At 59.9% G+C, this 25,672-nt stretch carries 22 protein-coding genes and 1 pseudogene; 15 read left to right on the plus strand and 8 right to left on the minus strand.

Features of this window, described 5'->3' with window-relative positions; genetic code table 11:
* Positions 1-133 precede the first annotated feature (133 nt).
* Together AC1MEA_RS07975 and AC1MEA_RS07980 are read left to right on the plus strand one after the other, a co-directional pair.
* Positions 134-1,627, plus strand: coding sequence for an aldehyde dehydrogenase (locus AC1MEA_RS07975; RefSeq protein ID WP_480917285.1), 1,494 nt, complete (start codon positions 134-136; stop codon positions 1,625-1,627).
* Positions 1,628-1,801: 174 nt separating this feature from the next.
* Complete coding sequence (locus tag AC1MEA_RS07980; RefSeq protein ID WP_219063045.1) at positions 1,802-2,947, plus strand: MFS transporter; 1,146 nt, start codon at positions 1,802-1,804, stop codon at positions 2,945-2,947.
* 48 nt (positions 2,948-2,995) lie between these two features.
* Here the strand turns inward: AC1MEA_RS07980 and AC1MEA_RS07985 are convergent, their stop codons facing one another.
* Positions 2,996-4,429, minus strand: coding sequence for an aminotransferase-like domain-containing protein (locus AC1MEA_RS07985; RefSeq protein ID WP_480917287.1), 1,434 nt, complete (start codon positions 4,427-4,429; stop codon positions 2,996-2,998).
* 177 nt (positions 4,430-4,606) lie between these two features.
* Between AC1MEA_RS07985 and AC1MEA_RS07990 the strand changes: the two genes are divergently transcribed.
* On the plus strand, positions 4,607-4,840 hold the full coding sequence (locus tag AC1MEA_RS07990; protein ID WP_449634271.1) for a DUF1127 domain-containing protein: 234 nt from the start codon (positions 4,607-4,609) through the stop codon (positions 4,838-4,840).
* A 13-nt stretch (positions 4,841-4,853) separates the two neighbouring features.
* Here the strand turns inward: AC1MEA_RS07990 and AC1MEA_RS07995 are convergent, their stop codons facing one another.
* Positions 4,854-6,167 carry an NAD(P)/FAD-dependent oxidoreductase gene (locus AC1MEA_RS07995; RefSeq protein WP_480917289.1) on the minus strand — a complete coding sequence of 438 codons (1,314 nt, stop codon included), beginning with the start codon at positions 6,165-6,167 and terminating at the stop codon, positions 4,854-4,856.
* Between the two features lie 149 nt (positions 6,168-6,316).
* Here AC1MEA_RS07995 and AC1MEA_RS08000 point away from each other — a divergent pair, with 149 nt between their 5' ends.
* Positions 6,317-6,670, plus strand: a complete 354-nt coding sequence (locus tag AC1MEA_RS08000; protein WP_219063041.1) for a YkgJ family cysteine cluster protein — start codon at positions 6,317-6,319, stop codon at positions 6,668-6,670.
* Positions 6,671-6,673: 3 nt separating this feature from the next.
* On the opposite strand, the gene dadR is transcribed toward AC1MEA_RS08000, so the two are convergent.
* Positions 6,674-7,162, minus strand: a complete 489-nt coding sequence (dadR, locus tag AC1MEA_RS08005) for a transcriptional regulator DadR (protein WP_219063040.1) — start codon at positions 7,160-7,162, stop codon at positions 6,674-6,676.
* A 156-nt stretch (positions 7,163-7,318) separates the two neighbouring features.
* On the opposite strand from dadR, the gene dadA reads away from it, so the two are divergent.
* From dadA to AC1MEA_RS08035, 6 genes are all read left to right on the plus strand, one after another.
* Positions 7,319-8,620 carry a D-amino acid dehydrogenase gene (dadA, locus tag AC1MEA_RS08010; protein WP_219063039.1) on the plus strand — a complete coding sequence of 434 codons (1,302 nt, stop codon included), beginning with the start codon at positions 7,319-7,321 and terminating at the stop codon, positions 8,618-8,620.
* Complete coding sequence (locus AC1MEA_RS08015) at positions 8,592-8,945, plus strand: RidA family protein (protein WP_219063038.1); 354 nt, start codon at positions 8,592-8,594, stop codon at positions 8,943-8,945. Before dadA ends, AC1MEA_RS08015 begins: the two co-directional genes overlap by 29 nt.
* A gap of 78 nt (positions 8,946-9,023) precedes the next feature.
* Positions 9,024-10,097: an alanine racemase gene (gene alr, locus AC1MEA_RS08020; RefSeq protein ID WP_480917291.1), complete on the plus strand. Its 1,074-nt coding sequence runs from the start codon at positions 9,024-9,026 to the stop codon at positions 10,095-10,097.
* Positions 10,098-10,257: 160 nt separating this feature from the next.
* The gene (locus tag AC1MEA_RS08025) at positions 10,258-10,806 is read left to right on the plus strand and encodes a cupin domain-containing protein (protein WP_219063036.1); all 549 of its coding nucleotides are present in this window, start codon (positions 10,258-10,260) and stop codon (positions 10,804-10,806) included.
* Positions 10,807-10,995: 189 nt separating this feature from the next.
* Positions 10,996-11,424, plus strand: coding sequence for a c-type cytochrome (locus tag AC1MEA_RS08030; RefSeq protein WP_257604408.1), 429 nt, complete (start codon positions 10,996-10,998; stop codon positions 11,422-11,424).
* A gap of 132 nt (positions 11,425-11,556) precedes the next feature.
* The gene (locus AC1MEA_RS08035; RefSeq protein WP_480917293.1) at positions 11,557-13,491 is read left to right on the plus strand and encodes an acetyl-CoA hydrolase/transferase C-terminal domain-containing protein; all 1,935 of its coding nucleotides are present in this window, start codon (positions 11,557-11,559) and stop codon (positions 13,489-13,491) included.
* Positions 13,492-13,545: 54 nt separating this feature from the next.
* On the opposite strand, the gene AC1MEA_RS08040 is transcribed toward AC1MEA_RS08035, so the two are convergent.
* Both AC1MEA_RS08040 and rep read right to left on the minus strand, forming a co-directional pair.
* On the minus strand, positions 13,546-14,118 hold the full coding sequence (locus AC1MEA_RS08040; RefSeq protein WP_219063034.1) for a xanthine phosphoribosyltransferase: 573 nt from the start codon (positions 14,116-14,118) through the stop codon (positions 13,546-13,548).
* A gap of 44 nt (positions 14,119-14,162) precedes the next feature.
* The gene (rep, locus tag AC1MEA_RS08045; RefSeq protein WP_449634275.1) at positions 14,163-16,172 is read right to left on the minus strand and encodes a DNA helicase Rep; all 2,010 of its coding nucleotides are present in this window, start codon (positions 16,170-16,172) and stop codon (positions 14,163-14,165) included.
* A gap of 202 nt (positions 16,173-16,374) precedes the next feature.
* On the opposite strand from rep, the gene AC1MEA_RS08050 reads away from it, so the two are divergent.
* On the plus strand, positions 16,375-18,048 hold the full coding sequence (locus AC1MEA_RS08050) for a putative bifunctional diguanylate cyclase/phosphodiesterase (protein WP_480917295.1): 1,674 nt from the start codon (positions 16,375-16,377) through the stop codon (positions 18,046-18,048).
* 18 nt (positions 18,049-18,066) lie between these two features.
* On the opposite strand, the gene AC1MEA_RS08055 is transcribed toward AC1MEA_RS08050, so the two are convergent.
* Positions 18,067-19,464 carry a NorM family multidrug efflux MATE transporter gene (locus AC1MEA_RS08055; protein WP_480917297.1) on the minus strand — a complete coding sequence of 466 codons (1,398 nt, stop codon included), beginning with the start codon at positions 19,462-19,464 and terminating at the stop codon, positions 18,067-18,069.
* A gap of 165 nt (positions 19,465-19,629) precedes the next feature.
* Here AC1MEA_RS08055 and AC1MEA_RS08060 point away from each other — a divergent pair, with 165 nt between their 5' ends.
* From AC1MEA_RS08060 to AC1MEA_RS08070, 3 genes and pseudogenes are all read left to right on the plus strand, one after another.
* Positions 19,630-20,550 carry a LysR substrate-binding domain-containing protein gene (locus tag AC1MEA_RS08060; protein ID WP_480917299.1) on the plus strand — a complete coding sequence of 307 codons (921 nt, stop codon included), beginning with the start codon at positions 19,630-19,632 and terminating at the stop codon, positions 20,548-20,550.
* Positions 20,551-20,740: 190 nt separating this feature from the next.
* Positions 20,741-21,862, plus strand: a pseudogene (locus AC1MEA_RS08065) (Cache 3/Cache 2 fusion domain-containing protein); the annotation flags it as partial.
* A gap of 132 nt (positions 21,863-21,994) precedes the next feature.
* Positions 21,995-22,717 (plus strand): methyl-accepting chemotaxis protein, encoded by a 723-nt coding sequence (locus AC1MEA_RS08070; RefSeq protein WP_480918112.1) that lies wholly within the window; start codon positions 21,995-21,997, stop codon positions 22,715-22,717.
* Positions 22,718-22,955: 238 nt separating this feature from the next.
* On the opposite strand, the gene AC1MEA_RS08075 is transcribed toward AC1MEA_RS08070, so the two are convergent.
* Positions 22,956-24,449 (minus strand): YifB family Mg chelatase-like AAA ATPase, encoded by a 1,494-nt coding sequence (locus tag AC1MEA_RS08075; RefSeq protein ID WP_480917301.1) that lies wholly within the window; start codon positions 24,447-24,449, stop codon positions 22,956-22,958.
* A 184-nt stretch (positions 24,450-24,633) separates the two neighbouring features.
* Positions 24,634-24,894: an accessory factor UbiK family protein gene (locus AC1MEA_RS08080; RefSeq protein ID WP_219063027.1), complete on the minus strand. Its 261-nt coding sequence runs from the start codon at positions 24,892-24,894 to the stop codon at positions 24,634-24,636.
* 419 nt (positions 24,895-25,313) lie between these two features.
* On the opposite strand from AC1MEA_RS08080, the gene glnK reads away from it, so the two are divergent.
* On the plus strand, positions 25,314-25,652 hold the full coding sequence (gene glnK, locus AC1MEA_RS08085; protein WP_002555808.1) for a P-II family nitrogen regulator: 339 nt from the start codon (positions 25,314-25,316) through the stop codon (positions 25,650-25,652).
* Positions 25,653-25,672 lie beyond the last annotated feature (20 nt).

The following is a 25,672-nucleotide window of genomic DNA, read 5'->3' on the forward strand; positions in this document are numbered from 1 at the left end:
TAAAATGAACAACAAAACGCCGTTTGGCCTCAAGTGTCAAATATATTGGAAATTCCCCAGTCACTTGGTTTAGGGTGGTGGTTGCCCTTGGCTGATGCCATCCGTATTCAAAAAACAACAGGAGGACACTCGTATGACCACCCTGACTCGTGCTGACTGGGAACAACGTGCCAAGGATCTGAAGATCGAAGGCCGTGCTTACATCAACGGTGAATACACCGCTGCGGTTTCTGGCGCCACCTTCGAATGCATCAGCCCGGTCGATGGCCGCGTCCTGGCACAGGTTGCCAGCTGCGACATTGCCGACGCCCAGCATGCGGTCGACAGTGCCCGCGCTACGTTCAACTCTGGCGTGTGGTCACGTCTGGCCCCTGTCAAACGCAAGGCGGCTATGATCCGTTTTGCCGGTCTGTTGAAACAGAACGCTGAAGAATTGGCTCTGCTCGAAACCCTCGACATGGGCAAGCCGATCAGTGACTCGCTGAACATCGATGTCCCCGGTGCCGCCCAGGCGCTGAGCTGGAGCGGTGAAGCGATCGATAAAATTTACGATGAAGTGGCCGCCACGCCCCACGACCAACTGGGTCTGGTGACGCGCGAGCCCATCGGTGTTGTGGCGGCCATCGTGCCGTGGAACTTCCCGCTGATGATGGCCTGCTGGAAACTCGGTCCAGCGTTGTCCACCGGCAACTCGGTCATCCTGAAACCGTCGGAAAAATCGCCGTTGACCGCTATCCGCATCGCCCGACTGGCGGTTGAAGCCGGTATCCCGGCGGGTGTGCTCAACGTGCTGCCTGGCTATGGTCACACCGTCGGCAAGGCGCTGGCCCTGCACATGGATGTCGACACGCTGGTCTTCACCGGCTCGACCAGAACCGCCAAGCAGTTGCTGATCTATTCCGGCGAATCGAACATGAAGCGCATCTGGCTGGAAGCCGGTGGCAAGAGCCCGAATATCGTATTTGCTGACGCACCGGATCTGCACGCCGCTGCCGAATCGGCTGCTGGCGCTATCGCCTTCAACCAGGGCGAAGTGTGCACTGCGGGTTCGCGTCTGCTGGTCGAACGCTCGATCAAGGACACGTTCCTGCCGCTGGTGATCGAAGCGCTCAAGGCCTGGAAGCCAGGTAATCCGCTGGACCCGCAAACCAATGTGGGGGCGGTGGTCGATACCCAGCAGTTGAACACCGTGTTGTCTTACATCGAGTCGGGTCATGCCGATGGCGCCACGTTGGTCGCAGGCGGCAAGCGCACGCTGCAGGAAACGGGCGGCACCTATGTTGAACCGACGATTTTTGACGGCGTCAGCAACGCGATGAAAATCGCGCAGGAAGAAATTTTCGGCCCGGTGCTGTCGGTGATTGCCTTCGATACCGTCGAAGAAGCTATCCAGATCGCCAACGACACGCCTTATGGCCTGGCGGCGGCTGTGTGGACCGCCAACCTGTCCAAGGCTCATCTGACGGCCAAGGCGCTGCGTGCCGGCAGCGTGTGGATCAACCAGTACGATGGCGGCGACATGACCGCACCGTTCGGCGGGTTCAAGCAGTCGGGCAACGGCCGCGATAAATCGCTGCATGCGTTCGACAAGTACACCGAGCTGAAGGCGACCTGGATCAAGTTGTAATCCGGGGAGTTCGCGAATGAATTCGCTCCCTCAGGGCTTTGATCCTTTGTAGGCGCGAATAAACTCGCGCAAGCGGTGTGTAAGACAACCGAAAAGCAGCCGGGCTCTCCACATCAGGAAGCCCGGTTGTTTTGTTTTGACCGTCGGTACACGTTATCCACAGGAGCGTGGGCAATGCGTTGGGGTACTTATTTCGCTGTTCTGGCCTCCGTCTTGAGTGTCGGGTTGGCCTTGGGCGTGAGCATGCCGTTGGTGTCCTTGCGCCTGGAAAGCTGGGGCTACGGTTCTTTTGCCATCGGGGTGATGGCGGCGATGCCGGCGATTGGCGTGCTGGTCGGCGCGAGTTTTGCCAGCCGCCTGGCCGCGCGCTTCGGAACGCCACTGTTGATGCGTTTGTGCCTGTGGGCCGGGGCGTTGTCCATCGGCTTGCTGGCCTTGCTGCCCAACTATTGGGTCTGGGTAGGGCTGCGCCTGTTGATCGGGGTGATCCTGACCATCGTGTTCATCCTCGGCGAAAGCTGGATCAATCAACTGGTGGTCGAACGTTGGCGCGGCCGTTTGGTGGCGCTGTATGGCAGCAGTTATGCCCTGAGCCAACTGGCCGGCCCCCTGCTGCTGGGCATCATCGGCGCCGAAGCGGATTACGGTTTCTGGGTCGGCGTCGTGCTGCTGCTCTGTTCGCCGCTGCTGTTGCTGGGACGTACAGGCGCGCCCAGCGCTGAAGCCTGCAATGTGACCTTCAGCGATCTGTTCGGCTTTTGCCGAGGCCTGCCAGCGATTGCCTGGGCGGTGGCGCTGTTCGCGGCGTTCGAGGCAATGATTCTGACGTTGCTGCCGATCTACTGCCTGCGTCAGGGCTTTACCCCGGAAGTCGCATTATTCATGGTCAGCACGGTGGTGGTCGGTGATGCGTTGCTGCAATTGCCGATTGGTGCGCTGGCTGACAGGGTGTCTCGACGCACGCTGTTTTCGGGCTGTGCGCTGTTGCTCATGCTGTCGAGTCTGGCGATTCCGCTGCTGCTTGATACCGTGCTGATCTGGCCGGTCTGGGTGTTGTTCGGCGCCAGCGCCGGTGGGTTGTTCACCTTGTCGTTGATTCTGATCGGCGAGCGTTATCGCGATGACTCACTGGTTCGTGCCAACGCACATATCGCTCAGTTGTGGGGGATAGGCTGCTTGCTCGGGCCTCTGGCGGCGGGTGCGGGCAGCCAATGGGTCAGTGGGCATGCTCTGCCATTGCTCATGGCCGCAGGTTCCTTCGGCCTGGTGATTTTGTCCCTGCGCCGTGGTGCGTTCGGTGCGCAGCCGGTCGTGGCTTAAAGCCCTTTTTTCTGGCCTGCACCGCAGCCCCGCACTGCGGGGCAGACGTCAGTGGGGGGCCGGTTCTGTCTCGGCGAGCAGGCGGGTGATGGTCGAGCCTACCTTGTGCACGGCGTCCTCGATCTGCGCCGTCGGTTTGGCGGCGTAGTTCATCCGCAGGCAATTGCGGTACTTGCCGGACGCCGAGAAAATGCTGCCCACGGCGATCTGAACGCCTTGCTCGAGCAAGGCGCGATTCAGGCGCAAGGTGTCGAAATCCTCAGCCAGCTCAACCCACAGCATAAAACCGCCCTGGGGCCGACTGACACGGGTGCCTGACGGAAAGTAGCGCATGACCCAATCGGTCATCTGATCGCGACCGCGCTGATACTGCCCGCGCATCCGCCGCAAATGCGGCTCGTAGTGCCCAGACTCCAGAAATTCGGCAATCGCCAATTGCGGTTGAGTGGCGGTCGAGCCGGTGCTGATGTACTTCATGTGCAGCACCCGCTCCAGATAGCGCCCCGGCGCGACCCAGCCAATGCGCAGTCCTGGCGCCAGGGTTTTCGAGAACGAGCTGCAGAGCAGGACGCGGCCGTCTTCGTCGAAGGATTTGATCGTCCGCGGTCGGGGATAGTTGTAGGCCAGATCGCCATACACATCGTCTTCGATGATCGCCACATCAAAGCGTTGAGCGAGGCTCAGCAGGGCCCGCTTGCGCGCCTCGGGCATGATGTAGCCCAGCGGGTTGTTGCAGTTGGGGGTCAGCTGAATGGCTTTGATCGGCCACTGTTCCAGCGCCAGCTCCAGTGCATCGAGGCTGATGCCGGTGATGGGGTCGGTGGGGATTTCCAGGGCTTTCATGCCCAGGCCCTTGAGGGTCTGCATGGCGCCGTGAAAACTCGGAGAGTCCACCGCCACGATGTCGCCCGGCTCACAAATGGCGCGGATGCTGGTGGACAGCGCCTCATGGCAGCCGGTGGTGATCACCAGATCGTTGGCCGAGAGCTGGCACCCGGAGTCCAGCAGCAGGCGCGCCACCTGATCGCGCAGGCTTTGGGTGCCGTAGATGTTGTCGTAATACAGCCCAGGCATGTCCTGGCGCCGACTGATCTTGGCCAGCGCGCGCAGCAGGGGTTTCAGGGTCGGGCTGCTGACGTCTGGCATGCCGCGCCCGAGCTGGATCACATTGGCATTGGGCACGCTGCGGATCAGCTCGAGGACTTGCTCCCACTGGGAAATTTCTACGGGCCGTTGCGCCGGTCGTCCCACCACCGGCAGGGCAGGAATCGTACGCCCGGACGGGACGAAATACCCTGATTTAGGTTTCGGCAACGCCAGCCCGTTGTCTTCCAGCAAGCGATACGCCTGTTGCACGGTACTCAAGCTGACCCCGTGCTCCAGGCTCAGTGCGCGAACCGAGGGCAGCCGGTCTCCTGGACGATAAAAACCGTTTTCAATGCGAGTGCCGAGCAGGTCGGCAAGGTTGACGTAGAGCGTCATGGCGTACTCTCGATGGCGATCGATTCAGTTGACCAGTACAGATACCGTCAAAATACAGGATTCAGCCTCTTGATGGGACTGTCTGTATGGAGTTAATAAGGTTTTTTTGAATCTGTAATGGATTTGCCCGGCCCGTCATCATGAAATCACACGAACGCGTGATGGAGGGATCAGGAAATGAACGGGTTGAGCGATGTACGGCTGATGCTGCATAGCCAGGAGCTGCATGAGGGGCGAGCGCCTTGCGTGCAGACGGGCTGCCCACCGGGCCTAAGCCGCTGGGGCGTGTTCCGCCATCGCTGGGTGACCCGCAAAGCGCTGCTTGATCTGGATGCCAAGCAGTTGCGCGACGTTGGCATCAGCCTGGAGCAGGCCCGAGCCGAGGGCCTGAAGCCGTTCTGGAGGGGTTGACCAAGCCTGGCGGTCAGCGCAGCTCTTTCAGCCGATGCCAGAGCATGCCCAGCGCCAGCAGCGGGGAACGCAGGTGTTTGCCGCCAGGGAAGGTCATGTGCGGCACCTTGGCAAACAACTCGAAACCGCTGCTGTGTTGCCCGCTGATGGCTTCTGCCAACAGCTTGCCGGCCAGGTGCGTGGCATTCACCCCGTGCCCGGAATAGGCTTGGGCGTAAAACACGTTGGGCTGGTCCTTGAGCCTGCCGATTTGCGGCAGGCGGTTGGCGCCGATGCCGATCATGCCGCCCCATTGATAGTCGATCCTGGCCCCGGCCAGTTGCGGAAAGACTTCCAGCATTTTCGGCTGCATGTAGGCCGCGATGTCCTGCGGGTCGCGCCCCGAGTAATGACACGCACCGCCGAACAACAGGCGTCGGTCGGCGGAAAGCCGGTAGTAATCCACCGTCACCCGTTGGTCGCAGACGGCCATGTTCTGGGGCAGTAACTCATGGGCCTGCGCTTCGCTGAGCGGCTCGGTGGCGATGATGTAGCTGCCGGCGGGGAGCACTTTGCCGCTGAGTTCCGGGTTCAGATCATTCAGGTAGGCATTGCAGCCCAGCACCAGCGTATCGGCGCGCACCGAACCTTGAGCGGTATGCACGCGCACGCGTGTGCCGTACTCGATCCGCGTCACTTCTGAGTGCTCGAAGATCTGTACGCCCAGCGTGCGAGCGGCGGCCGCTTCGCCCAATGCCAGGTTCAGCGGGTGCAGATGGCCCGAGCCCATGTCGATCATGCCACCGACGTAGCGGTCCGAGCCGACCACACTGTGCATCTCGTTAGCTTGCAGCAGGCGCAGTTCATGGCGATAGCCCAGGCTGCGCAATTCGTCTGCATCTTCGGCTAAGCCGTCGAGATCGCGCGGCTTGTTGGCGAGGTCGCAGTAGCCCCACGTCAGGTCGCAGTCGATCTGGTAGCGGGCGACCCGCTGGCGCACGATTTCCACCGCCTCCAGGCCCATGAGCTTCATCTGGCGTACGCCGTCGCTGCCGATCACGTTGCTGAACTGATCGAGGCCATGGCCGACGCCGCGAATCAGTTGTCCGCCATTGCGCCCACTGGCGCCCCAGCCGATTTTCCGCGCTTCCAGCAACGCCACACTCAAGCCACGCTCTGCCAGCTCGATGGCCGTGTTCAGCCCGGAAAAGCCACCGCCGACTACGCACACATCGACGTTCAGCTCGCCTGCCAGCGGCGGATGATCCGGTTGCGGATGGCTGCTGGCGGCGTAATAGGACGCGGCATGCTGGTCGTTGGCGAGCGGTTGCTGAACGCGAGCGTTCATGAGGTTTATCCTGATTTTTGTGTTTTGAAAATTTCACGCAGCATAGACGTGAGCCGCGCCGCCCAGCAAGGTTCGGTCGGGCGGCGCTGTCGCCTGGGGCTCAAGTGATGCAAAATCACGGCCTAGTCTTTCTTTCGGTAAACGCCTCGATGAGCTGCAACAGCCAGAAAATCCGCTTTCTTCGGCAGCAGATCCCGTCTTTCGAGTGCGTGCCCGGCTGCCACGACTGCTGTGGCCCGGTCACCACCTCATCCGAAGAGATGGCGCGCTTGCCGCGCAAAACCGCGGCGGAGCAAGAGGCTGCGATGGATGAGCTGAACTGTGTGCACCTGGGGCCAAATGGCTGCACGGTGTATGAAGAGCGTCCGCTGATCTGCCGGTTGTTCGGCACCACGCCGACCCTGCCATGCCCCAATGGCCGTCGGCCGGTCGAGATGATTCATCCCAAGGCGGAAAAGCAGATCCACGAATACATCGCGACCACGCGACAGGTGTTGGTGTAGAGGTCACTCCGGAATCGGCAAATTCAAACTCTCTTTCACTTCTTCCATGACGATGTAGCTCTTGGATTCGCGCACATGCGGCAGTTTGAGCAGGATATCGCCGAGTAGTTTGCGGTACGAAGCCATCTCTGAAATCCGCGCTTTCACCAGGTAATCGAAGTCACCTGACACCAGATGACACTCCAGCACGTGCGGCAGTTTGAGCACGGCGCGGCGGAACTCTTCGAAGGTGTCGCCGGACTTGTAGTCCAGGCTGATCTCGACGAACACCAGCAGGCTGGCCTTGAGGCTTTGCGGATTGAGCCGGGCGTTGTAGCCCATGATGATCCCTTCGCGCTCAAGCCTGCGCACCCGCTCAGTACAGGGCGTGGTCGACAATCCCACCCTTTCCCCCAGCTCGGTAAATGAGATCCGCCCGTCCGCCTGCAGGATGCGCAGGATGTTGCGGTCGATCTTGTCCAACTCACGTTTTGACTGGTGCTGGGTGCGCATGGGTAAACCCCCTCTACTAAAGCCGTTATTGCCGAGAATTCTCGCCAAATATAGGTGTTTATATAGTGAAAAGCACTGGCCATTGCTTTTTATACTGCGCATATCTTGGCTCTATACAACAAACGTCAGCGGATATCCGCGATTGAGGGATTTAACATGCGAGTTCTGGTCCTTGGCAGTGGCGTGATCGGTACGGCCAGCGCCTATTATCTGGCCCGGGCTGGATTTGAGGTGACCGTGGTCGACCGTCAACCTGCGGCTGCCATGGAAACCAGTTTCGCCAACGCCGGCCAGGTTTCGCCAGGCTATGCATCGCCGTGGGCCGCGCCTGGCGTGCCGCTCAAGGCGATCAAATGGTTACTGCAGCGTCATGCCCCGCTGGCGATCAAGGCCACCGCCGACATTGATCAGTACCTGTGGATGGCGCAAATGCTGCGCAACTGCACCGCCAGCCGTTATGCGGTGAACAAAGAGCGCATGGTGCGTTTGTCCGAGTACAGCCGCGATTGCCTCGATGAGCTGCGTGCCGAAACCGGTATCGCGTACGAAGGCCGTAGCTTGGGCACCACGCAATTGTTCCGTACTCAGGAGCAACTGGATAACGCCGCCAAGGACATCGCTGTTCTGCAGCAGTCTGGCGTGCCTTACGAACTGCTTGATCGCGCTGGCATCGCCCGCGTCGAGCCGGCGTTGGCTAACGTGACTAATATTTTGGCCGGTGCGTTGCGTCTGCCGAACGACCAGACCGGCGATTGCCAGCTGTTCACCACCCGCCTGGCGGAAATGGCAGTCAAGTTGGGCGTTGAGTTCCGTTTTGGTCAGTCCATCGAACGCCTCGACTACGCAGGTGATCGCATCAATGGCGTGTGGATCGACGGCAAGCTGGAAACCGCCGACCGCTACGTGCTGGCGCTGGGCAGCTATTCACCACAGTTGCTCAAGCCATTGGGCATCCGCGCGCCGATTTACCCGCTCAAGGGTTACTCCCTGACAGTGCCAATCACCAATCCGGCGATGGCCCCGACGTCGACTATTCTCGACGAGACCTACAAGGTCGCCATTACCCGTTTCGACAATCGCATTCGTGTGGGCGGCATGGCGGAAATCGCCGGGTTCGACTTGTCGCTCAACCCGCGTCGGCGCGAAACACTGGAGATGATCGTCGGCGACCTTTATCCTCAGGGCGGTGATTTGACGGAGGCCACTTTCTGGACCGGCCTGCGCCCAACCACACCGGACGGCACCCCGATTGTCGGCGCCACGCCATTCCGCAACCTGTTCCTGAATACCGGCCACGGCACACTTGGCTGGACCATGGCGTGCGGTTCCGGCCGTTTGCTGGCCGACTTGATGGCCTTTAAAACACCACAGATCAGTGCCGAAGGCCTTGATATTTCTCGCTACGGTAAAACCCAGGAGATCGTAAAACATGGCAATCCTGCGCCAGCTCACCAATGATCGTATGAGTCAGCTCGTTGTCCACAACAGCACCGTGTACCTGTCCGGGCAAGTGGGTGACGACATGGCTGCCGGGATCGAACAGCAAACCCGGGAGACGCTGGCCAACATCGAGCGTCTGCTGGACCTGGCCGGTACCGACAAGACCCGGATTCTGTCGGTGACCATCTACCTGAAAGACATCGACGCAGATTTCGCCGGCATGAACAGTGTCTGGGATAAATGGCTGCCAAAAGGCGTTGCGCCCGCTCGGGCAACGGTCGAGTCGAAGCTGTGCGAACCGGAAATTCTGGTTGAGCTGTCGGTCGTCGCGGCATTGCCTTAATCTGCAAGAACCTTCGCCTGATGCCTGTTAATGGGTGTCGGGCTTTTTTATTCCCATCATGCCTAGAAGCCTGCCGCCATGCGTCCTGCCCGCGCCTTGATCGATCTCCAAGCCCTGCGTCACAACTATCAATTGGCCCGTGAAACCGCTGGCGCCAAAGCGCTTGCGGTCGTCAAGGCCGATGCCTACGGTCATGGGGCGGTGCGTTGCGCGCAAGCTCTGGAAACCCAGGCCGATGGGTTCGCCGTGGCCTGCATCGAAGAAGCGCTGGAACTCCGTGAAGCGGGGATTGGCGGGCCGATTTTGCTGCTTGAAGGTTTTTTCGAGGCGAGCGAACTGGCGCTGATCGTCGAGCATGACCTTTGGTTCGTGGTGCATTCACTTTGGCAACTCGACGCCATCGAGCAAGTGAGCATCAGCAAGCCGCTGAACGTCTGGCTCAAGCTGGATTCGGGCATGCACCGTGTCGGCTTGCACCCCGCCGATTACCAAGCGGCTTATAAACGCCTGTTGAGCAGCGGCAAAGTGGCAAAAATCGTCTTGATGAGCCATTTCGCCCGCGCTGATGAGTTGGATTGCTCACGCAGCGACGAGCAGGTGGCGGTCTTTAATGCGGCCCGTCAGGGGTTGTCCGCAGAGGTCAGTCTGCGCAACTCGCCTGCGGTCATGGGCTGGCCGAAGGTGCCCAGTGACTGGGTCCGTCCTGGCATCATGCTATACGGCGCCACGCCTTTTGATCAGCCCCAGAGCGTGGCTGAGCGCTTGCAGCCGGTGATGACCCTGGAATCGAAGGTGATTTGCGTGCGCGAGTTGCCGGCGGGCGAACCGATTGGGTATGGCGGTGGTTTCATCACGGATCGCTCGATGCGTGTCGGGGTGGTGGCGATGGGTTACGCCGATGGTTATCCCCGTCAGGCACCGACTGGCACCCCGGTCTCGATTGACGGCCAGCCGAGCCGGTTGTTGGGGCGTGTGTCGATGGACATGCTGTGCGTGGACTTGACCGATTTGCCACGCGCCGGGCTGGGTAGCCAGGTCGAGTTATGGGGCAAGAACGTGCTGGCCAGCGATGTTGCCGCGCACGCCGGTACAATCCCTTACCAGATATTTTGTAACCTGCGCCGCGTGCCAAGGCTCTATTCCGGGGCCTGACAGGCGGTCGTCGGCAGCTGTCGGCGAAATTTCATCCCACACCTATAAGCCGCTAGTCCTTTTACGAATACGTTACGGGTCGAAGTGTTGTAAATACTGAACGCTGTTGCCATCATACCGTTCATAACGACCATAACTAATCAATAGGAGGACTCCCGCATTGGACGTCGGTGAACGACTGCAATCCATTCGAAAGCTTAAAGGTCTCTCCCAGCGTGAACTCGCCAAGCGAGCGGGCGTGACCAACAGCACCATTTCCATGATCGAGAAAAACAGCGTCAGCCCCTCGATCAGCTCTCTGAGAAAGGTGCTGGGCGGTATTCCGATGTCCATGGTTGAGTTCTTTTCGGAAGAGCTGGAGCAAGAAAATCTGACTCAAGTGGTTTATAAAGCCAGTGAGTTGATCGACATTTCGGACGGCGCCGTCACCATGAAACTGGTCGGTAAGGCCCATCCGGGTCGGGCGATCACTTTTCTCAACGAGATCTATCCTCCGGGTTCCGATACCGGGGATGCAATGCTCGTTCATGAAGGCGAAGAAACCGGAACCCTGCTCGAAGGTCGGCTGGAACTGGTGGTTGGCGTTGAGACGTTCATCCTCGAAGCTGGCGACAGCTACTACTTTGAGAGTACCAAGCCACACCGTTTTCGTAATCCGTTCGATGTGCCTGCGCGGCTGATCAGCGCAGCAACACCCGCGAATTTTTGATTGAACGCTTCATTTACAGGCGCTGCTTCTCAGAAATGAAAGCACAAAGTGCCCGTTTGCAGGGCCTGACAGCTGGTAAATACCCCTGCGACTATAGGGTTGTTTCAGTGTGACGGGCTAACCGGTATACTTCCGCCCGCCCGCAAAACCGTGGCCGCGGGCGTGACTAGCCACCATGAGGGTGTACGCGTGAACCTAATTAATAAAATGCTGGCAGTTCAAGCTGCCGTATTGGTCTTTTGGGCTGTCGGTGCTCAGGCCACGACAAGCGACGATTTGGCCAAGCGCCTTGATCCAGTGGGTCAAGTGTGTGTGCAGGGTAAAGAGTGCGCAGGTATGGACGTCGCAGCTTCGGCTGGCGGCGCCGGTGGTGCCAAGTCCGCTGATGAGATCATCGCCGGCCATTGCAACGCATGTCACGGTTCCGGCTTGCTGGGCGCGCCGAAAATCGGTGACGCGGCTGACTGGGGCAACCGTGCCAAAACGCAGGGCGGTCTTGAAGGCATTCTTGCTAAAGCCATTACCGGTATCAACTCGATGCCGCCAAAAGGCACCTGCGCAGATTGCTCTGATGCAGAGCTGAAAAGCGCGATTCAGAAAATGTCCGGTCTGAAGTAATTCGACCCGATGACAAAAAGCCGACTTCGTGTCGGCTTTTTTGTGCGCGAATGATTCGAAGTCCTGTCCTTTGCAGCAAACACCCGGCAATCTCGGTCCAACCTGAAATCAAGGATGTTCCGGGAGGGTGAGATGACGCAGTCGTGTTCCATTGAACAAGCAGTCGACCAGGTACTGGCGCAACTGCCTGCGCACATTCACATGGGCCTGCAGCTGGGGCTGGGCAAGCCCAACCGCTTCGTTAATGCGTTGTATGCACGGGTCAAGGGGCTGCCGCAACGACAGCTGACGATGTACACCGCCCTCTGTCTCGGGCGCCCGCCGCTTGGCGAGGGTTTGCAGGCGCGTTTTCTTGAGCCCTTCGTCGCGCGGGTGTTCGGCGATTACCCCGAACTGGACTTCCTTGATGACTTGCGGCGCGACAGCCTGCCGACGAACATCCGTATCGAGCAGTTCTTCTTGCAGCCCGGCAGCCTGCTCAACAGCCACGCCGCGCAGCAGGACTACGTCAGCAGCAACTACAGCCATGCCGCGCGTGACATCAACGCCAATGGCCTGAATCTTGTGGCGCAGTTGGTCGCCCGTGATCCGCAGCGTCCGGGTCGCGTGAGCCTGAGTTGCAATTCGGACATCACCCTCGACCTGCTGCCGATGATCGCCAAACGTCGTGCGGCCGGGGAAACAATCCTGTTGCTCGGCCAGGTCCATGCTGACTTGCCGTACATGCCCGGCGACTCGGAGCTCGGCACTGACGTCTTTGATGTGCTGCTCGACGAGGAAGAACACAGCACCCTGTTCTCTACCCCGAACATGCCGGTCGGATTTCAGGACCATTTCATCGGCTTGCACGCCAGCACTCTGGTGCGCGACGGCGGCACCTTGCAGATTGGTATTGGCTCGATGGGCGATGCGCTGACAGCGGCGCTTTTGGCGCGGCAAGCGGATAACGCCACTTACCGCGCGCTGCTCGCGGATCTGGACGCGACTACGTCGTGGCAAACGTTGATCGAGCGCGAAGGCGGGGTGCAGCCGTTTGCTCACGGGCTGTACGGTTGCAGCGAAATGTTCGTGAACGGTTTATTGGTGCTGGTGGACGCCGGCATCGTGCGGCGTAAGGTTTATCCCGACGCGGCCCTGCAACGGCAGGCCAACGATGGCACGCTGGACGAATTGGCCCATCCCGATGGCGTCATGGTCCACGCGGGGTTTTTCCTGGGGCCTCGCAGCTTTTATCAACGTTTACGCGAGTTTTCACTGGCTCAGCGTGAGCGCTTCAACATGACCGCCATCAGCTACATCAACGAGCTGTACGGCAATGAAGAGCTCAAGCGCTTGCAACGGCGCGATGCGCGATTCATCAACAGCATTTTTAAAGTGACGCTGATGGGCGCCGCAGTGGCCGATCAACTGGAAGACGGCCGAGTGTTGAGCGGGGTGGGCGGCCAATACAACTTCGTCGCTCAGGCGCATGCACTGGAAGGTGCTCGCTCACTGTTGATGCTGCGTAGCTGGCGGGAGTCGGGCGGGGAGGTCAGTTCAAATGTTGTCTGGGAGTACGGTCACGTCACGATTCCGAGGCACCTGCGGGACATTATTGTCACGGAATACGGGATTGCCGATCTGCGTGGCAAGACCGACGCCAAGGTGATTGAGGCGCTGCTGAATATCAGTGACTCACGCTTCCAGGAGGGCTTGATCGAGCAGGCGCAAAAGGTCGGAAAATTGCCCCGCGACTTCCGCCTCGATCCGCGCTTTAGTGACAACACTCCAGAACGTTTGCAGGCGTTGCAGGCGCGTTACGCGCAATTGTTCCCTGAGTATCCACTGGGCTGTGATTTCAGCGCTGAAGAGCGGGATCTGTTGCGAGCGTTGAACTGGCTGAAAAGCAAACTCAAACTCACCGAAATGCTGCAATTGGGCAAAGCCACCCTCGACGCACCGGAACCGACAGCCTTCCCGGCGCACCTTGAACGCATGCGACTTTTGCAGCCGCAGGGACTGCTTGAAGAGCTGTATCAGCGCTTGGTGCTGGCGGGGTTGCAGGCGACGGCAATCTCTGGCGTCTGAACTACCGCCTTCGCCAACAAGTTGGCTCCTACATTGGCGAAGGGGGCACCACAATCAATCCAGAAACGTCACCACCCCGCCCTCCAGCGATTTCACCCGGGCGAGGGATTCGACGCGATAACCCTGAGCGTCGAGTTCGGCACGGCCGCCCTGGAATGATTTCTCGATCACGATGCCCAGCCCGGCCACGCTGGCGCCCGCTTGCTTGATGATCGAAATCAGCGCCTGCGAGGCCCTGCCGTTGGCCAAAAAGTCATCGATGATCAGCACGCGGTCGCTGCTGGTCAGGTGTCGAGGAGAGATGGCGACCGTGCTTTCGACTTGCTTGGTGAACGAATACACGGTCGCCGACAGCAGGTTTTCGGTCAGGGTCAGCGATTGGTGTTTGCGCGCAAAGATCACCGGCACGCCCAGTTTCAGGCCGGTCATGATCGCGGGGGCAATGCCCGAGGCCTCGATGGTGACGATTTTGGTGATGCCTGAGTCTGCGAAAAGCGTGGCGAATTCGTTGCCGATCAGCTGCATCAAGGCCGGGTCGATCTGGTGGTTAAGAAACGCGTCGACCTTCAACACCTGGTCAGAAAGGACGATGCCCTCTTCGCGAATTTTCTTATGCAGTGCTTCCACGGTGATTCCTCAGGCTGCGCATATGTGCGCAATAAATGATCAATTCAGCGTTTGAGCATGGCGCGAATATCGGCCAGTGCCGTATTACCGCGAACGGCTTTCACTTCTACCGGTGTGTCGTCGTTGCCTTCCCATGCGAGGTCGTCCGGCGGCAGTTCATCGAGAAAGCGGCTGGGGGCGCAATCGATGATCTCGCCATATTGCTTGCGCTTGGCGGCAAAGGTGAAGGCCAGTGTTTCCCGCGCGCGGGTAATCCCGACATACGCCAGGCGGCGCTCTTCCTCGATCGTATCGGCTTCGATACTGGAGCGGTGCGGGAGGATTTCTTCCTCCATGCCCATGATGAACACGTAGGGGAATTCCAGACCTTTGGAGGCATGCAGGGTCATCATTTGCACGCCTTCGGCGCCGTCTTCTTCCTCCTGCTGACGCTCGAGCATGTCGCGCAAGACCAGCTTGCCGATGGCCTCTTCGATGGTCATTTTGCCGTCGTCGTCTTTCTCCAGCGTGTTCTTCAGCGCTTCGATCAAGAACCAGACGTTTGCCATCCGGTAATCGGCGGCTTTTTCACTGGAGCTGTTCTGCCGCAGCCAGTTTTCGTAGTCGATGTCCATGACCATGCTGCGCAGCGCGGCGATGGGGTCGTTTTGCGAGCATTGCTGGCGCACGCCATCCATCCAGCGTTTGAAGCGTTGCAGGCGGTCGGTGTAACGGCTGTCCAGATGCTCGCCAAGGCCGATTTCATCGGTGGCGGCGTACATCGATATTTTGCGCTCGGTGGAATAATTGCCGAGCTTTTCCAGGGTGGTCGAGCCGATTTCACGGCGCGGCACGTTAATCACGCGCAAGAAGGCGTTGTCGTCGTCCGGGTTCACCAGCAGGCGGAAGTAGGCCATCAGGTCTTTCACTTCCTGACGCCCGAAGAAGCTGTTGCCACCCGACAGGCGGTAGGGGATCTGGTGGTGTTGCAGCTTCAGCTCGATCAGCTTGGCCTGATAGTTACCGCGATAGAGAATCGCGAAGTCACTGTAGGGCCGGTCGGTACGCAAGTGCAGGGTGAGCAGTTCCACCGCGACGCGTTCGGCTTCGGCATCTTCGTTGCGGCAGCGGATCACACGGACTTCATCGCCGTGACCCATATCACTCCACAATTGCTTTTCGAACGCGTGGGGGTTGTTCGAGATCAGCACGTTGGCGCAGCGCAGGATACGGCTGGTGGAGCGGTAATTCTGCTCGAGCATCACCACCTTGAGCGACGGGTAGTCATCCTTGAGCAGCATCAGGTTTTCCGGGCGCGCACCACGCCAGGCATAGATCGACTGGTCATCGTCGCCGACCACGGTGAACTGGTTGCGCATACCGATCAGCAACTTCACCAGCAGGTACTGACTGGCGTTGGTGTCCTGATATTCATCCACCAACAGGTAGCGAACCTTGTTTTGCCACTTCTCCAGGATGTCAGCGTGCTCTTGGAACAGCTTCACGGGCATCAGGATCAAATCGTCGAAATCCACCGCGTTGTAGGCTTTGAGCGTGCGCTGGTAGTGGGTATAGACAATGGCGGCGGTCTGTTCCTTGGGGTTACGCGCGTTTTCCAGGGCCTCGGGCGGCAGGATCAGGTCGTTTTTCCACGAGCCGATCATGTTTTTGATTTCGTCGACGCCGTCATCGCCCGAATATTCTTTTTGCATGATGTCGGTCATCAGGGCTTTCACGTCGGTCTCGTCGAAAATCGAGAACCCTGGTTTATAGCCCAGCCGCGCATGCTCCTTGCGGATTATGTTCAGACCCAGGTTGTGGAAGGTCGACACCGTCAAGCCCCGCCCTTCGCTGCCCTTGAGCAGGGTGCCGACCCGCTCTTTCATTTCCCGCGCGGCCTTGTTGGTAAAGGTCATGGCGACAATGTGTTGTGCCCGAAAGCCGCAGTTCTGGATCAGGTGCGCAATCTTGCGGGTGATCACGCTGGTCTTGCCGGAGCCAGCACCGGCGAGCACCAAAAGAGGGCCGCCGACGTAGTTCACGGCTTCTTGTTGCCGAGGATTGAGTCGGGACATGACAGAAAAAGGGTCGCTTGCGAAATGGGTGGGCATTTTAACAGGCTCACGCATTTGTGCGGTCATCGTCCGACACTGTGACGTAGCGCGCGATCTAAATTTGCCGGTTTTGTTACTTTCGCGCAGGATGCGCAGTGGATTACGCCGGATGTTCGAAGTAGGGCGGAACCACCAACGATTTTTTTGCGAGTAGGGAGCTAGTTTGTCTACGCCTGTCGAACCCTTGCGTTTGTTGCTCCTGGCCCAAAAGCCGGAATGGCTGGCGTTATTGCGTGAGTGTCTGGCTCCTCTGGGAGATGCGGCCGCGCTGGTCTGTGCGCCGAGTTGGGACGATGTCAGCAGCCTGTTCGACGACGAGCGCAGTGCCGTGCTGCTGACGACGCCTGAGCTCCAGCCGGTGCCCGGGCGCTGTAAGTTGCCCGTGGTGATGCTGCTTGAGCACGAACCGCTCGAACCCCCGATGGGCGTCAGCGATTGGCTGGTGCTTGCCACGTTGAGCATTGATGCGCTGCGTCGTTGCCTGCGCCATGTGCGCGAGCGCGGCGTGCTGGAAAACACTCTGCAACGTCTGGCCGAGCAGGACCCGCTAACCGGCATCGCCAACCGCCAGGGCTTCCAGACCTTATTGGCGACGCGTTTGGCTGAAAATGAAGGCCGAGGCCTCGCGCTTGGGCATCTGGATCTCGACAATTTCCGTCACGCCAACGACGCGCTGGGTCATCAGGCCGGCGACCGATTGATCTTGCAAGTGGTCTCGCGGCTCAAGAGCCAGCTGGAAGCGGGCGATCAACTGGCGCGGCTGGGCAGTGACGAATTTGCGTTGCTGATCGACATCCGCCGTGCGCCGCAACGTGCCGAATGGATGGCCGAGCGCATTACCGAAGCCTTGGCCGAGCCCTATTGGGTCGATGGCGAAAGCTTGCTGATCGGCTGCAGCCTGGGGATTGCCTATGCACGGGTCGGTGCCGGTGCCGATCCGTTGATGTGGCACGCTCATATCGCGATGCAGCAGGCCAAAGGCACTCAGGGCTGCACCTTTCATATCTTTAACGAACGCATCAACCGCAACGCCCGCAGCCTGGCCGATCTGGAAAGCGAACTGCGCCGGGCCTTGCGCCGCGATGAGCTGGAGCTGCATTACCAGCCACGTCTGTCACTGAACGACGGTCGCATCGTTGGCCTTGAAGCCCTGGTGCGCTGGCGCCACGCCGAGCGTGGATTGCTGCCACCCAGCGAGTTTGTACCCTTGGCCGAGCAAAGCGGTTTGATCGTGCCTTTGGGTTACTGGGTCATTTCCCGCGCCCTGCGCGACATGCAGGCGCTGCGCGAACTCGGGCTGCCGGCACTGCACATGGCGGTCAACCTGTCGTTCCGCCAGTTTCAGGACAGTCAATTGCTGTCGACCCTGAGCCGCTTGATCGCCGAGCGGGGCGTCGATGCCCGCTGGCTGGAGTTCGAACTGACCGAAACCGCTGTCATGCGCCGCAGCGATCTGGTCAAACAGACGATGGATGCGCTGGGTCGGCTGGGTGTGCGTTTTTCGCTGGATGATTTTGGCACCGGCTTCTCGTCGTTCGTGCACCTCAACAGCCTGCCGATTGCCTTGCTCAAGGTCGACAAAAGCTTTGTCGGCGGCATGGAGTTGCGCGAAGAAAACCGCAAGCTGGTGCACGCCATGATCAACCTGGCGCACAACCTCAGCCTGGAAGTGGTCGCCGAAGGTGTCGAAACCCCGGAACAACTGGCGCTGTTACGTGATTTTGGTTGCGATCAAATTCAGGGTTACCTGATCAGCAAGCCATTGCCATTCACGGAGCTGATTGAGTACCTGACGTATGGACAGCGGCATAACGTCGGGCAAGCGCACGTTCAGTAGGCATACCTGATTCACTCCTCAAACCATGACCGACGCACTCACTGGCGCTTCCCGCAACAAGCGTGAGGTCTTCCTTTCGAACGCCACTGTCAGTGCCAGCGCCGCGCAGGCAAGCCCCAGGGCCAACCCCCACCAGACCCCCATCGCACCGCCTTGTGCATAAAAACCGAAAGCCCAGGCCGCAGGCGCGCCGACCAGCCAATAGCAGGCGAGGCCGATGACAAACGTGGTCCTGGCGTCCTTGAATCCCCTGATGGCGCCCATGGCCAGCGTCTGCGTGCCATCGAACAGTTCGAACCACGCGGCGATCGCCAACAGCTTCACGGCCAGATCGATCACGTCGCGGTAGGCCGGATTGTCGAGGTCGAGGAACAGGCTGACGACTTGATACGGCGCCAGCCAGAACAACAGCGCGAAACCGAGCATGATCATTGCCCCAAAGGCAATGCCGACGCGCCCGGCCAGCCGCGCCTGGAGCAGATTGCCCGCGCCGTAGTGTTGGCCGATGCGCATGGTCATCGCGTAGGAAATCCCCACGGGCACCATGAACGCCATCGACACCGACTGTAGGGCAATCTGATGCGCGGCCATTTGCGTACTGCCCATCGCGCCCATGCAGAACGCCGCGAAGGTGAACAGACCAACCTCGACCGCATAGGTGCCGCCAATCGGCAAGCCGAGGCGCCACAGCTCTTGCAAATAAGTCAGCGAGGGGCGCATCAGGCCCTGGCGAATGGGGTAGGGCGCATAGGCCGGGTGCTGGCGGATATGCAGGGCCAGGAGCAACGCCATGCCGTTGGCAACCACCGCAGTGACCAGACCGATGCCCATCAGGCCCAGATGCGGCAGGCCAAACAGGCCATGGATGAGTGCATAGTTAAGCCCGAAGTTCACCGCCACGCCGCCCAGGCTGATCACCATCACCGGGCCGGCACGCCCCAGCGCGCTGGTGAAGCCACGCAAGGCCATAAACGACAGAAAGCCGGGCAGGGCCAAGGGCAGGGTGATCAAGAATTGCCCGGCCATGTGCACGTTTGCCTCATTCTGGCCAAGCCTGAGCAAAATGGGCTCAAGGTTCCACAGCACCAAGGCCGCGATTAACGCCATGCCCCACGCCAGCCACAGCCCCGCCTGAGTCAGTCGCGTGGCGCCCACGTTGTCGCCTGCACCGTGACGGATCGAGACTAGCGTGCCGACGGCGGCGATAACCCCCACGCAGAAGAACGAAATCAGGTTGTAGCTGGCCGCGCCCAGCCCGCCGCCAGCCAGGGCATCGGGTCCCAGATGACCCATCATCACGGTGTCAGTAAAAACCATGAGCATGTGCGCCATTTGCGAGGCGATCAGCGGCCCGGCCAAGCGCAGGATAATCCGCAGTTCGCTGATCCAGGGGTGTTGTGTGGTTGCAGCTCGCATGGTCGTGGCGCTCGGCGGACGAGGTTTCGTGAGCAACTGATTCTCGGCATTTCTCACAGCGGGCACAAAGGGATAAATCCGATGATTGGCATGAGTAAAACTCATCTGAATCGGGTGTAGTCGTTGGGGGTAAAGTACCGCAACTGTTGCGTAGGAGAGTTGTGTATGTCCCGTAGTCTTCCTCCCCTTTATGCGCTACGCGCATTTGAAGCCGCTGCCCGACACAGCTCGTTCACCCGCGCTGCCGAGGAGCTGTCGATCACCCAAAGTGCCGTCAGCCGCCACATCCGCACGCTTGAAGATCACTTTGCCTGCCGTTTGTTTCAGCGCAATGGCCGCAACCTGCAATTGACTGAGGCCGCGCGCCTGCTACTGCCGGGAGTGCGTGAAGGTTTTTCGGCGTTGGAGCGTGCGTGCAGCACCTTGCGTGCAGAGGAAGGCATTTTGCGCATGAAGGCACCGTCGACCCTGACCATGCGCTGGTTGCTGGCGCGCCTGAGCCGGTTTCGCCATCTTCAGGTCGGTAATGAAGTGCAATTGACCAGTGCCTGGATGGATGTCGACAGTGTGGATTTCACTCAGGAGCCGTTTGACTGCGCGGTATTGCTCAGCCGTGGGCATTTTCCGCCGGATTGGGAAGCCACCTACCTGTTCCCTGAACTGCTGATTCCAGTGGGCGCACCGACGTTGCTTCAGGACCAGCCCTGGGATGTTGCGCGGCTGGCCAGCGCCGAACTGTTGCACCCAACCCCCGACCGTCGCGATTGGCGCAGCTGGCTACAGCGGATGGGCCTGTCGGAGCAGATTTCGCTCAAGGGCGGCCAGGTGTTCGACACCCTGGAGTTGGGCATGATCGCGGCGGCGCGGGGCTATGGCGTGTCCATGGGTGACTTGCTGATGGTCGCCGAAGACGTCGCTCAGGGGCGTTTAAGCTTGCCTTGGCGCACCGCCGTGGCAAGCGGCGAAAACTACTATCTGGTGTGGCCAAAGACCCGGCCGGGCGGCGAACGTCTGCGCCGGCTCAGCGAATTTCTTCAAGGCGAGGTGCAGGCGATGGACCTGCCAACGGTTGAGATATTGACCTGAAAAACAGCGGCGGCATGGGCTGTTGAGCGGTTATTCGTCAGTATCCTAGTGTAGGACTCAAGTATTGTTCGCGTCGGCCGAATCCGTATAAGTCGGACTTTTTAAAAAAGGTTCAACGGACCCCATTTTTGAATTTTGCTGAACAGGGCATCGAGATCAAAACGATGCCGCTGTTCGGCCAGGAGCTTCCATGTCTGAACCCCGTGCTCGTATCGCCTCGCAGTTGGGTCTCGCCCTGGCGGTAATTCTGGCCGTGGTCATCAGCGGCAGTACCGTGTTCGCGTTGCGCTCGCTGGACGCCGCGAACCTGGCGATTCGTGAAGAGCACATGGCCAGCGAAGCTCGCTTGCTGGCCGATCAACTGAATACGTTTCACAGCGCCCTGCGTGAAAGCACCCAGCGCTTGAGTGGGTTGTTCGAGAAGCGCTTTACCGGCGGCCTGAGCCTACAGGCAGACAAACCCGTGACGGTTGCGGGCGTGCAGGCACCGAGCCTGTTGTTGGGGGACCATGTACTGAACAACGACTTCACCGAGGTCGATAATTTCAAGCAAATGACGGCCGGCGTGGCGACGATTTTCGTGCGCAGTGGCGATGACTTTATTCGGGTGAGTACGTCGCTGAGCAAGCAGGATGGCTCGCGGGCCGTCGGCACCTTGCTGGATCACAAGAGCCCGGCCTATGACCGGCTGATGGCGGGGCAGGAGTACGTCGGCCGGGCGCTGTTGTTCGAGCACTACTACATGACGCAGTACAGCCCGGTGCGTGACAGCAGTGGCAAAATCATTGCCGCCTTGTTCGTCGGCTTCGACTACACCGGTGCGCAAAATACCCAACTCGAGAACCTGAAGAATTTCCGCATCGGCACGACGGGTTCGCTGGCCCTGCTGGATGAGCAGAATCGCTGGCTGGTGGCGCCTGCCGGGGTCAAGGCACTGGATCAGGCAACGCAAACGTTGGCCGATTTCGTCAAGCGCCCAGGCACAGGTCATTTCTGGAGTGACGGCACGCAAGATTTCTATACCGTCGCCGTGCCCTTTGCTGGCGGCCCGTGGGCAGTGTTTGCGAGCATGCCAAAAACCGAAATCAGCGCCGTGACCTGGAGCGTCGGCACGCAATTGGCAATCGGCAGCTTGCTGGCCATGTTGATCGCGGTCGGTGCAGCGATCTGGCTGCTGCGCCGCAAGTTGCAACCGCTGTCGGATCTGGTTCGTCAGGCTGAAGCCCTGGGCGCCGGCGACCTGAGCGCGCGTTTGAATGTTTCCAGTCACGATGAAATCGGTCAATTGGCACGCAGCTTCAATCAGATGGGTGAAGCCTTGTCGAACATGGTCGCGCACATCCGCAGCGCGGCACAGGAAGTCAGTGGCCGTGCTCAGACGCTGTCCGGCTTGTCGGGCGGTGCCTACGACGGCATGGAGCAGCAGTCCGGGGAGATCACCAGCATGGCTGGCGCCGTGGAAGAGTTCAGCGCCACCTCATTGAATATCGCCGACAACATGGGCAGCACCGAGCGCCTGGCGCAGGAGAACGCTCAGCAGACGCGCATCGGTCGTACCTCGATGGATGAGGCCTCGGCGTCCCTTGAGCAAATCGCGTCCTCGCTCAAAGGCACGGCCACGGTGATTGATACCTTGGGCCAGCGTTCTCAGGAAATCGGCGGCATCGTCGGCGTCATCACCTCGATTGCCGAGCAGACCAACCTGCTGGCTCTCAACGCCGCGATTGAAGCCGCGCGTGCTGGCGAGCAGGGCCGTGGCTTTGCGGTGGTAGCGGATGAGGTGCGTAATCTGGCCTTGCGCACCCGTCAGGCGACCGACCAGATTTCAGGCATGATCGTGAGCATTCAGCAAGAAACCGGTAACGCGATCAGCACCATGGAACAGGGCAACGCGCTTATGCAGGAAGGCCTCTCGCGCAACGCAAAAGTCGCGGCTGCTCTGGCCCGGATCGACGAACAAAGCCGCTCCGCGGGCGAACAATTCGCGGCCATCACCACCGCCACCCAAGAACAAAGCAGCACCGCTACCTTGCTCAGCAGCAACCTGCAAAGCATCGCCCTGGCCAACAGCGAACAGCGCGAAGTCGTCTCCCATCTGGCTGTCACCGCGAAAGAACTCGACGAGCTGGCGGCGGATTTGCGCAAAGAGGTCAATCGGTTTCGGTGATACAAGGTTTGTGTTCACCGAAAACTTAATTTTCAGCCAAACGTTGATCTCCTGTAGGAGCGGGCTTGCCCGCGAAAAGGTCGGCACGGCCTTCAGGGGCCAATGAAACCAAGCACTTTTACGACCGCTACGTAGTCGATCGCGGGCAAGCGCGCTCCTACGGCCTGGCGGCCAGAAGCAGATCTATGGTTCGCCGAAAATCCAGTAGCGTGCGACTCTTATTCTGCGTGTGACCCCATTAATTACTCGACGGCCGATACTGCAACGCCTCGGCCAGATGACTGCGCCCAATCGCATCGACCTGCTCCAGATCAGCCAGCGTTCTTGCCACTTTCAACAAGCGGTGTGCGGCCCTGAGTGACAGGGTCAAACGCTCGCAGGCGGTTTCCAGCCAGTTTTCGTCGGCGCTGGACAGCGAGCAGTGTTTGCGCAGACCCGGCAGGTCGAGAAAGGCGTTGGCGCAGCCTTGGCGCCGTTGTTGCCGGTCGCGGGCCTGGGCCACGAGGGCGGCGGCGCTGGCGGTGTCGTCGCCGATGTGGGGGGCCGGATTGAGCGCCGTGGCTTCGCGGGCGACGGTCAGGTGCAGGTCGATTCGATCCAGCAGCGGGCCGGAGAGCTTGTTGCGGTAGCGCTGGATCTGCTCGGTGGAACAACGACAGCGACCGCTGGGCTCACCCAGATAGCCGCAAGGGCAGGGGTTCATCGCGGCCACCAACTGAAAGCGCGCCGGGAAGCGCACCCGGTCGCGGGCACGGGCGATGACGATATGGCCCGACTCTAGTGGCTCACGCAGCACCTCCAGCACTTTGCGATCAAACTCGGGCAGCTCATCGAGAAACAGCACGCCATGGTGGGCGAGGGTGATTTCGCCGGGTTGCGGACGACTGCCGCCACCCACCAGCGCGGCACCTGAGGCGGAATGGTGGGGCTGCCGAAAGGGTCGCTGTGGCCAACTGGTCAGAGGGCTCTGGCTGGCGACCGACTGAATCGCGGCGACTTCCAGGGCTTCATGCTCATCCAGTGGCGGCAACAGGCCTGGCAGACGGCTGGCGAGGAGTGTCTTGCCGGTGCCGGGAGGCCCGCTGAAAAGAAGATTGTGCGCGCCCGCCGCCGCTACCAGCAATGCGCGTTTGGCGGCAGTCTGGCCTTGCACCTCGCTCAAGTCCGGATAGGGTTTGCTCAGGTGCAAAAGGCCGCTGGATACGTAGGGGACAATAGGCGTCCGGCCATTGAAGTGCGCCACCAGTTCCAGCAGATGATTGACTGCAATCACTCGTAACCCGGACGCCAGGCACGCCTCCTCGGCATTGGCCGCAGGCACGATCAACGTATGGCTCTCGGCACGCGCGGCCAGCGCGGCAGGCAAAACACCCTGTATCGGCCTTATAGCGCCAGAGAGCGCCAATTCACCCAGGCATTCGACATCCTGCAACGCGTGAGCGGGCAGTTGCCCGCTGGCGGCGAGCAAACCCAGGGCAATCGCCAGATCAAAGCGGCCGCCGTCTTTGGGCAAGTCGGCCGGTGCGAGATTGAGGGTGATTCTGCGGGCAGGGTATTCGAGGCCGGAATTGAGGATGGCACTGCGGACCCGATCCTTGCTTTCCCTGACTGCACCTTCAGGCAAGCCCACCAGCGTCAGCGCAGGAAGGCCGTTGGCCAGATGGCACTCGACAGTTACGGCGGGCGCTTCCACACCCACCTGAGCGCGGCTGAGCACGATGGCGAGAGACATGATCATTCCTTGATGTCTGAAGAACCGCATCCTGCGGGAATTCGAGGGGAAGCTGGGGAGGGGAATCGATACAGGGTGTGAGTGGATAGTCCCGTGTGGGGGCAATCGGGACGCGTAGTCTTATTCGCGAATGAATTCGCTCCCACCGGGATTGGACGGTGAACGTCCAGAAGTCGCGCGGCTGTTACTCCGCCGGTGGCGTCAGTTTCGCTTCCATCTCGGCCACTTTTGCTTCCAGCGCTTCAAGGCGGGCGCGGGTGCGGGCGAGGACGGTCATCTGGCTGTCGAACTCTTCGCGACTCACTAAATCAAGCTTGCTGAAGCCGCTTTGCAGCAGGGCTTTGAACTGGGTTTCGAATTCGTTGCGCGGGACAGGCGTTTCGCCGTTGAACAAGCGAGAGGCGTGGCCACTCAGGGCGTCGAGGAAGGCTTTGGGCGCGAGCATGGTCAGGGTTCCGGAAACAGATGGGCGGCAGTATATCACGCAGCGTCTATAGTCAATTCAGATCGCCCTTTCTGCACGCTTTTCGCGCATGGGGGCGGGCGCATGCGCACTGTTGTTGTGCGTCCTGATCGCCGCAATCGGTGGCCGGGAAAGTGATTCTTGGCCAAGGCCCTGTATTCAATGAGATTTCACGAGATGGCAAGCTTTCTGCTTAGTGGCATATGACCCATGCACTGATGCAGTCGCTGTGACGATTGCAGTGCGGCAGGCGAAGCGGGGAAGTGTTTCGTCAGAAGCGGTTTTCTGGGGTTGATCGGGGCTGTTAAGGCGACCGACACGTTACAAAGCCAGGCACTGCGCTTAGACTTGAGTCGGGTTTGTTTTCCTGGGGCAAGTCCACCAATTCGGGAGAAAGTTTCATGAAGCTAGTCACTGCCATCATCAAGCCGTTTAAATTGGATGACGTGCGCGAGTCACTGTCGGAGATCGGCGTGCAAGGCATCACTGTCACTGAAGTCAAAGGCTTCGGTCGGCAAAAGGGTCACACCGAGCTGTATCGCGGCGCGGAATACGTAGTCGACTTCCTGCCCAAGGTAAAAATCGATGTTGCGATCGATGACAAGGATCTGGATCGAGTGATCGAGGCGATAACCAAGGCTGCCAACACCGGCAAAATCGGTGACGGCAAGATCTTCGTGGTCAATCTGGAACAGGCCATTCGCATCCGTACCGGCGAAACCGATACCGACGCAATCTAAGCCGCCAAACCCAACGCCCC

The organism is Pseudomonas sp. ASL8 (genome assembly GCF_056680355.1).

What these genes read in the sequence shown, in the direction of transcription:
- AC1MEA_RS07975 (WP_480917285.1), top strand. Translation starts at nt 134, where the DNA reads ATGACCACCCTGACTCGTGCTGACTGGGAACAACGTGCCAAGGATCTG.
- AC1MEA_RS07980 (WP_219063045.1), top strand. Translation starts at nt 1,802, where the DNA reads ATGCGTTGGGGTACTTATTTCGCTGTTCTGGCCTCCGTCTTGAGTGTC.
- AC1MEA_RS07985 (WP_480917287.1), bottom strand. Translation starts at nt 4,429, where the DNA reads ATGACGCTCTACGTCAACCTTGCCGACCTGCTCGGCACTCGCATTGAA.
- AC1MEA_RS07990 (WP_449634271.1), top strand. Translation starts at nt 4,607, where the DNA reads ATGAACGGGTTGAGCGATGTACGGCTGATGCTGCATAGCCAGGAGCTG.
- AC1MEA_RS07995 (WP_480917289.1), bottom strand. Translation starts at nt 6,167, where the DNA reads ATGAACGCTCGCGTTCAGCAACCGCTCGCCAACGACCAGCATGCCGCG.
- AC1MEA_RS08000 (WP_219063041.1), top strand. Translation starts at nt 6,317, where the DNA reads ATGAGCTGCAACAGCCAGAAAATCCGCTTTCTTCGGCAGCAGATCCCG.
- dadR (WP_219063040.1), bottom strand. Translation starts at nt 7,162, where the DNA reads ATGCGCACCCAGCACCAGTCAAAACGTGAGTTGGACAAGATCGACCGC.
- dadA (WP_219063039.1), top strand. Translation starts at nt 7,319, where the DNA reads ATGCGAGTTCTGGTCCTTGGCAGTGGCGTGATCGGTACGGCCAGCGCC.
- AC1MEA_RS08015 (WP_219063038.1), top strand. Translation starts at nt 8,592, where the DNA reads ATGGCAATCCTGCGCCAGCTCACCAATGATCGTATGAGTCAGCTCGTT.
- alr (WP_480917291.1), top strand. Translation starts at nt 9,024, where the DNA reads ATGCGTCCTGCCCGCGCCTTGATCGATCTCCAAGCCCTGCGTCACAAC.
- AC1MEA_RS08035 (WP_480917293.1), top strand. Translation starts at nt 11,557, where the DNA reads ATGACGCAGTCGTGTTCCATTGAACAAGCAGTCGACCAGGTACTGGCG.
- rep (WP_449634275.1), bottom strand. Translation starts at nt 16,172, where the DNA reads ATGTCCCGACTCAATCCTCGGCAACAAGAAGCCGTGAACTACGTCGGC.
- AC1MEA_RS08055 (WP_480917297.1), bottom strand. Translation starts at nt 19,464, where the DNA reads ATGCGAGCTGCAACCACACAACACCCCTGGATCAGCGAACTGCGGATT.
- AC1MEA_RS08060 (WP_480917299.1), top strand. Translation starts at nt 19,630, where the DNA reads ATGTCCCGTAGTCTTCCTCCCCTTTATGCGCTACGCGCATTTGAAGCC.
- AC1MEA_RS08070 (WP_480918112.1), top strand. Translation starts at nt 21,995, where the DNA reads ATGGCTGGCGCCGTGGAAGAGTTCAGCGCCACCTCATTGAATATCGCC.
- AC1MEA_RS08075 (WP_480917301.1), bottom strand. Translation starts at nt 24,449, where the DNA reads ATGTCTCTCGCCATCGTGCTCAGCCGCGCTCAGGTGGGTGTGGAAGCG.
- AC1MEA_RS08080 (WP_219063027.1), bottom strand. Translation starts at nt 24,894, where the DNA reads ATGCTCGCGCCCAAAGCCTTCCTCGACGCCCTGAGTGGCCACGCCTCT.
- glnK (WP_002555808.1), top strand. Translation starts at nt 25,314, where the DNA reads ATGAAGCTAGTCACTGCCATCATCAAGCCGTTTAAATTGGATGACGTG.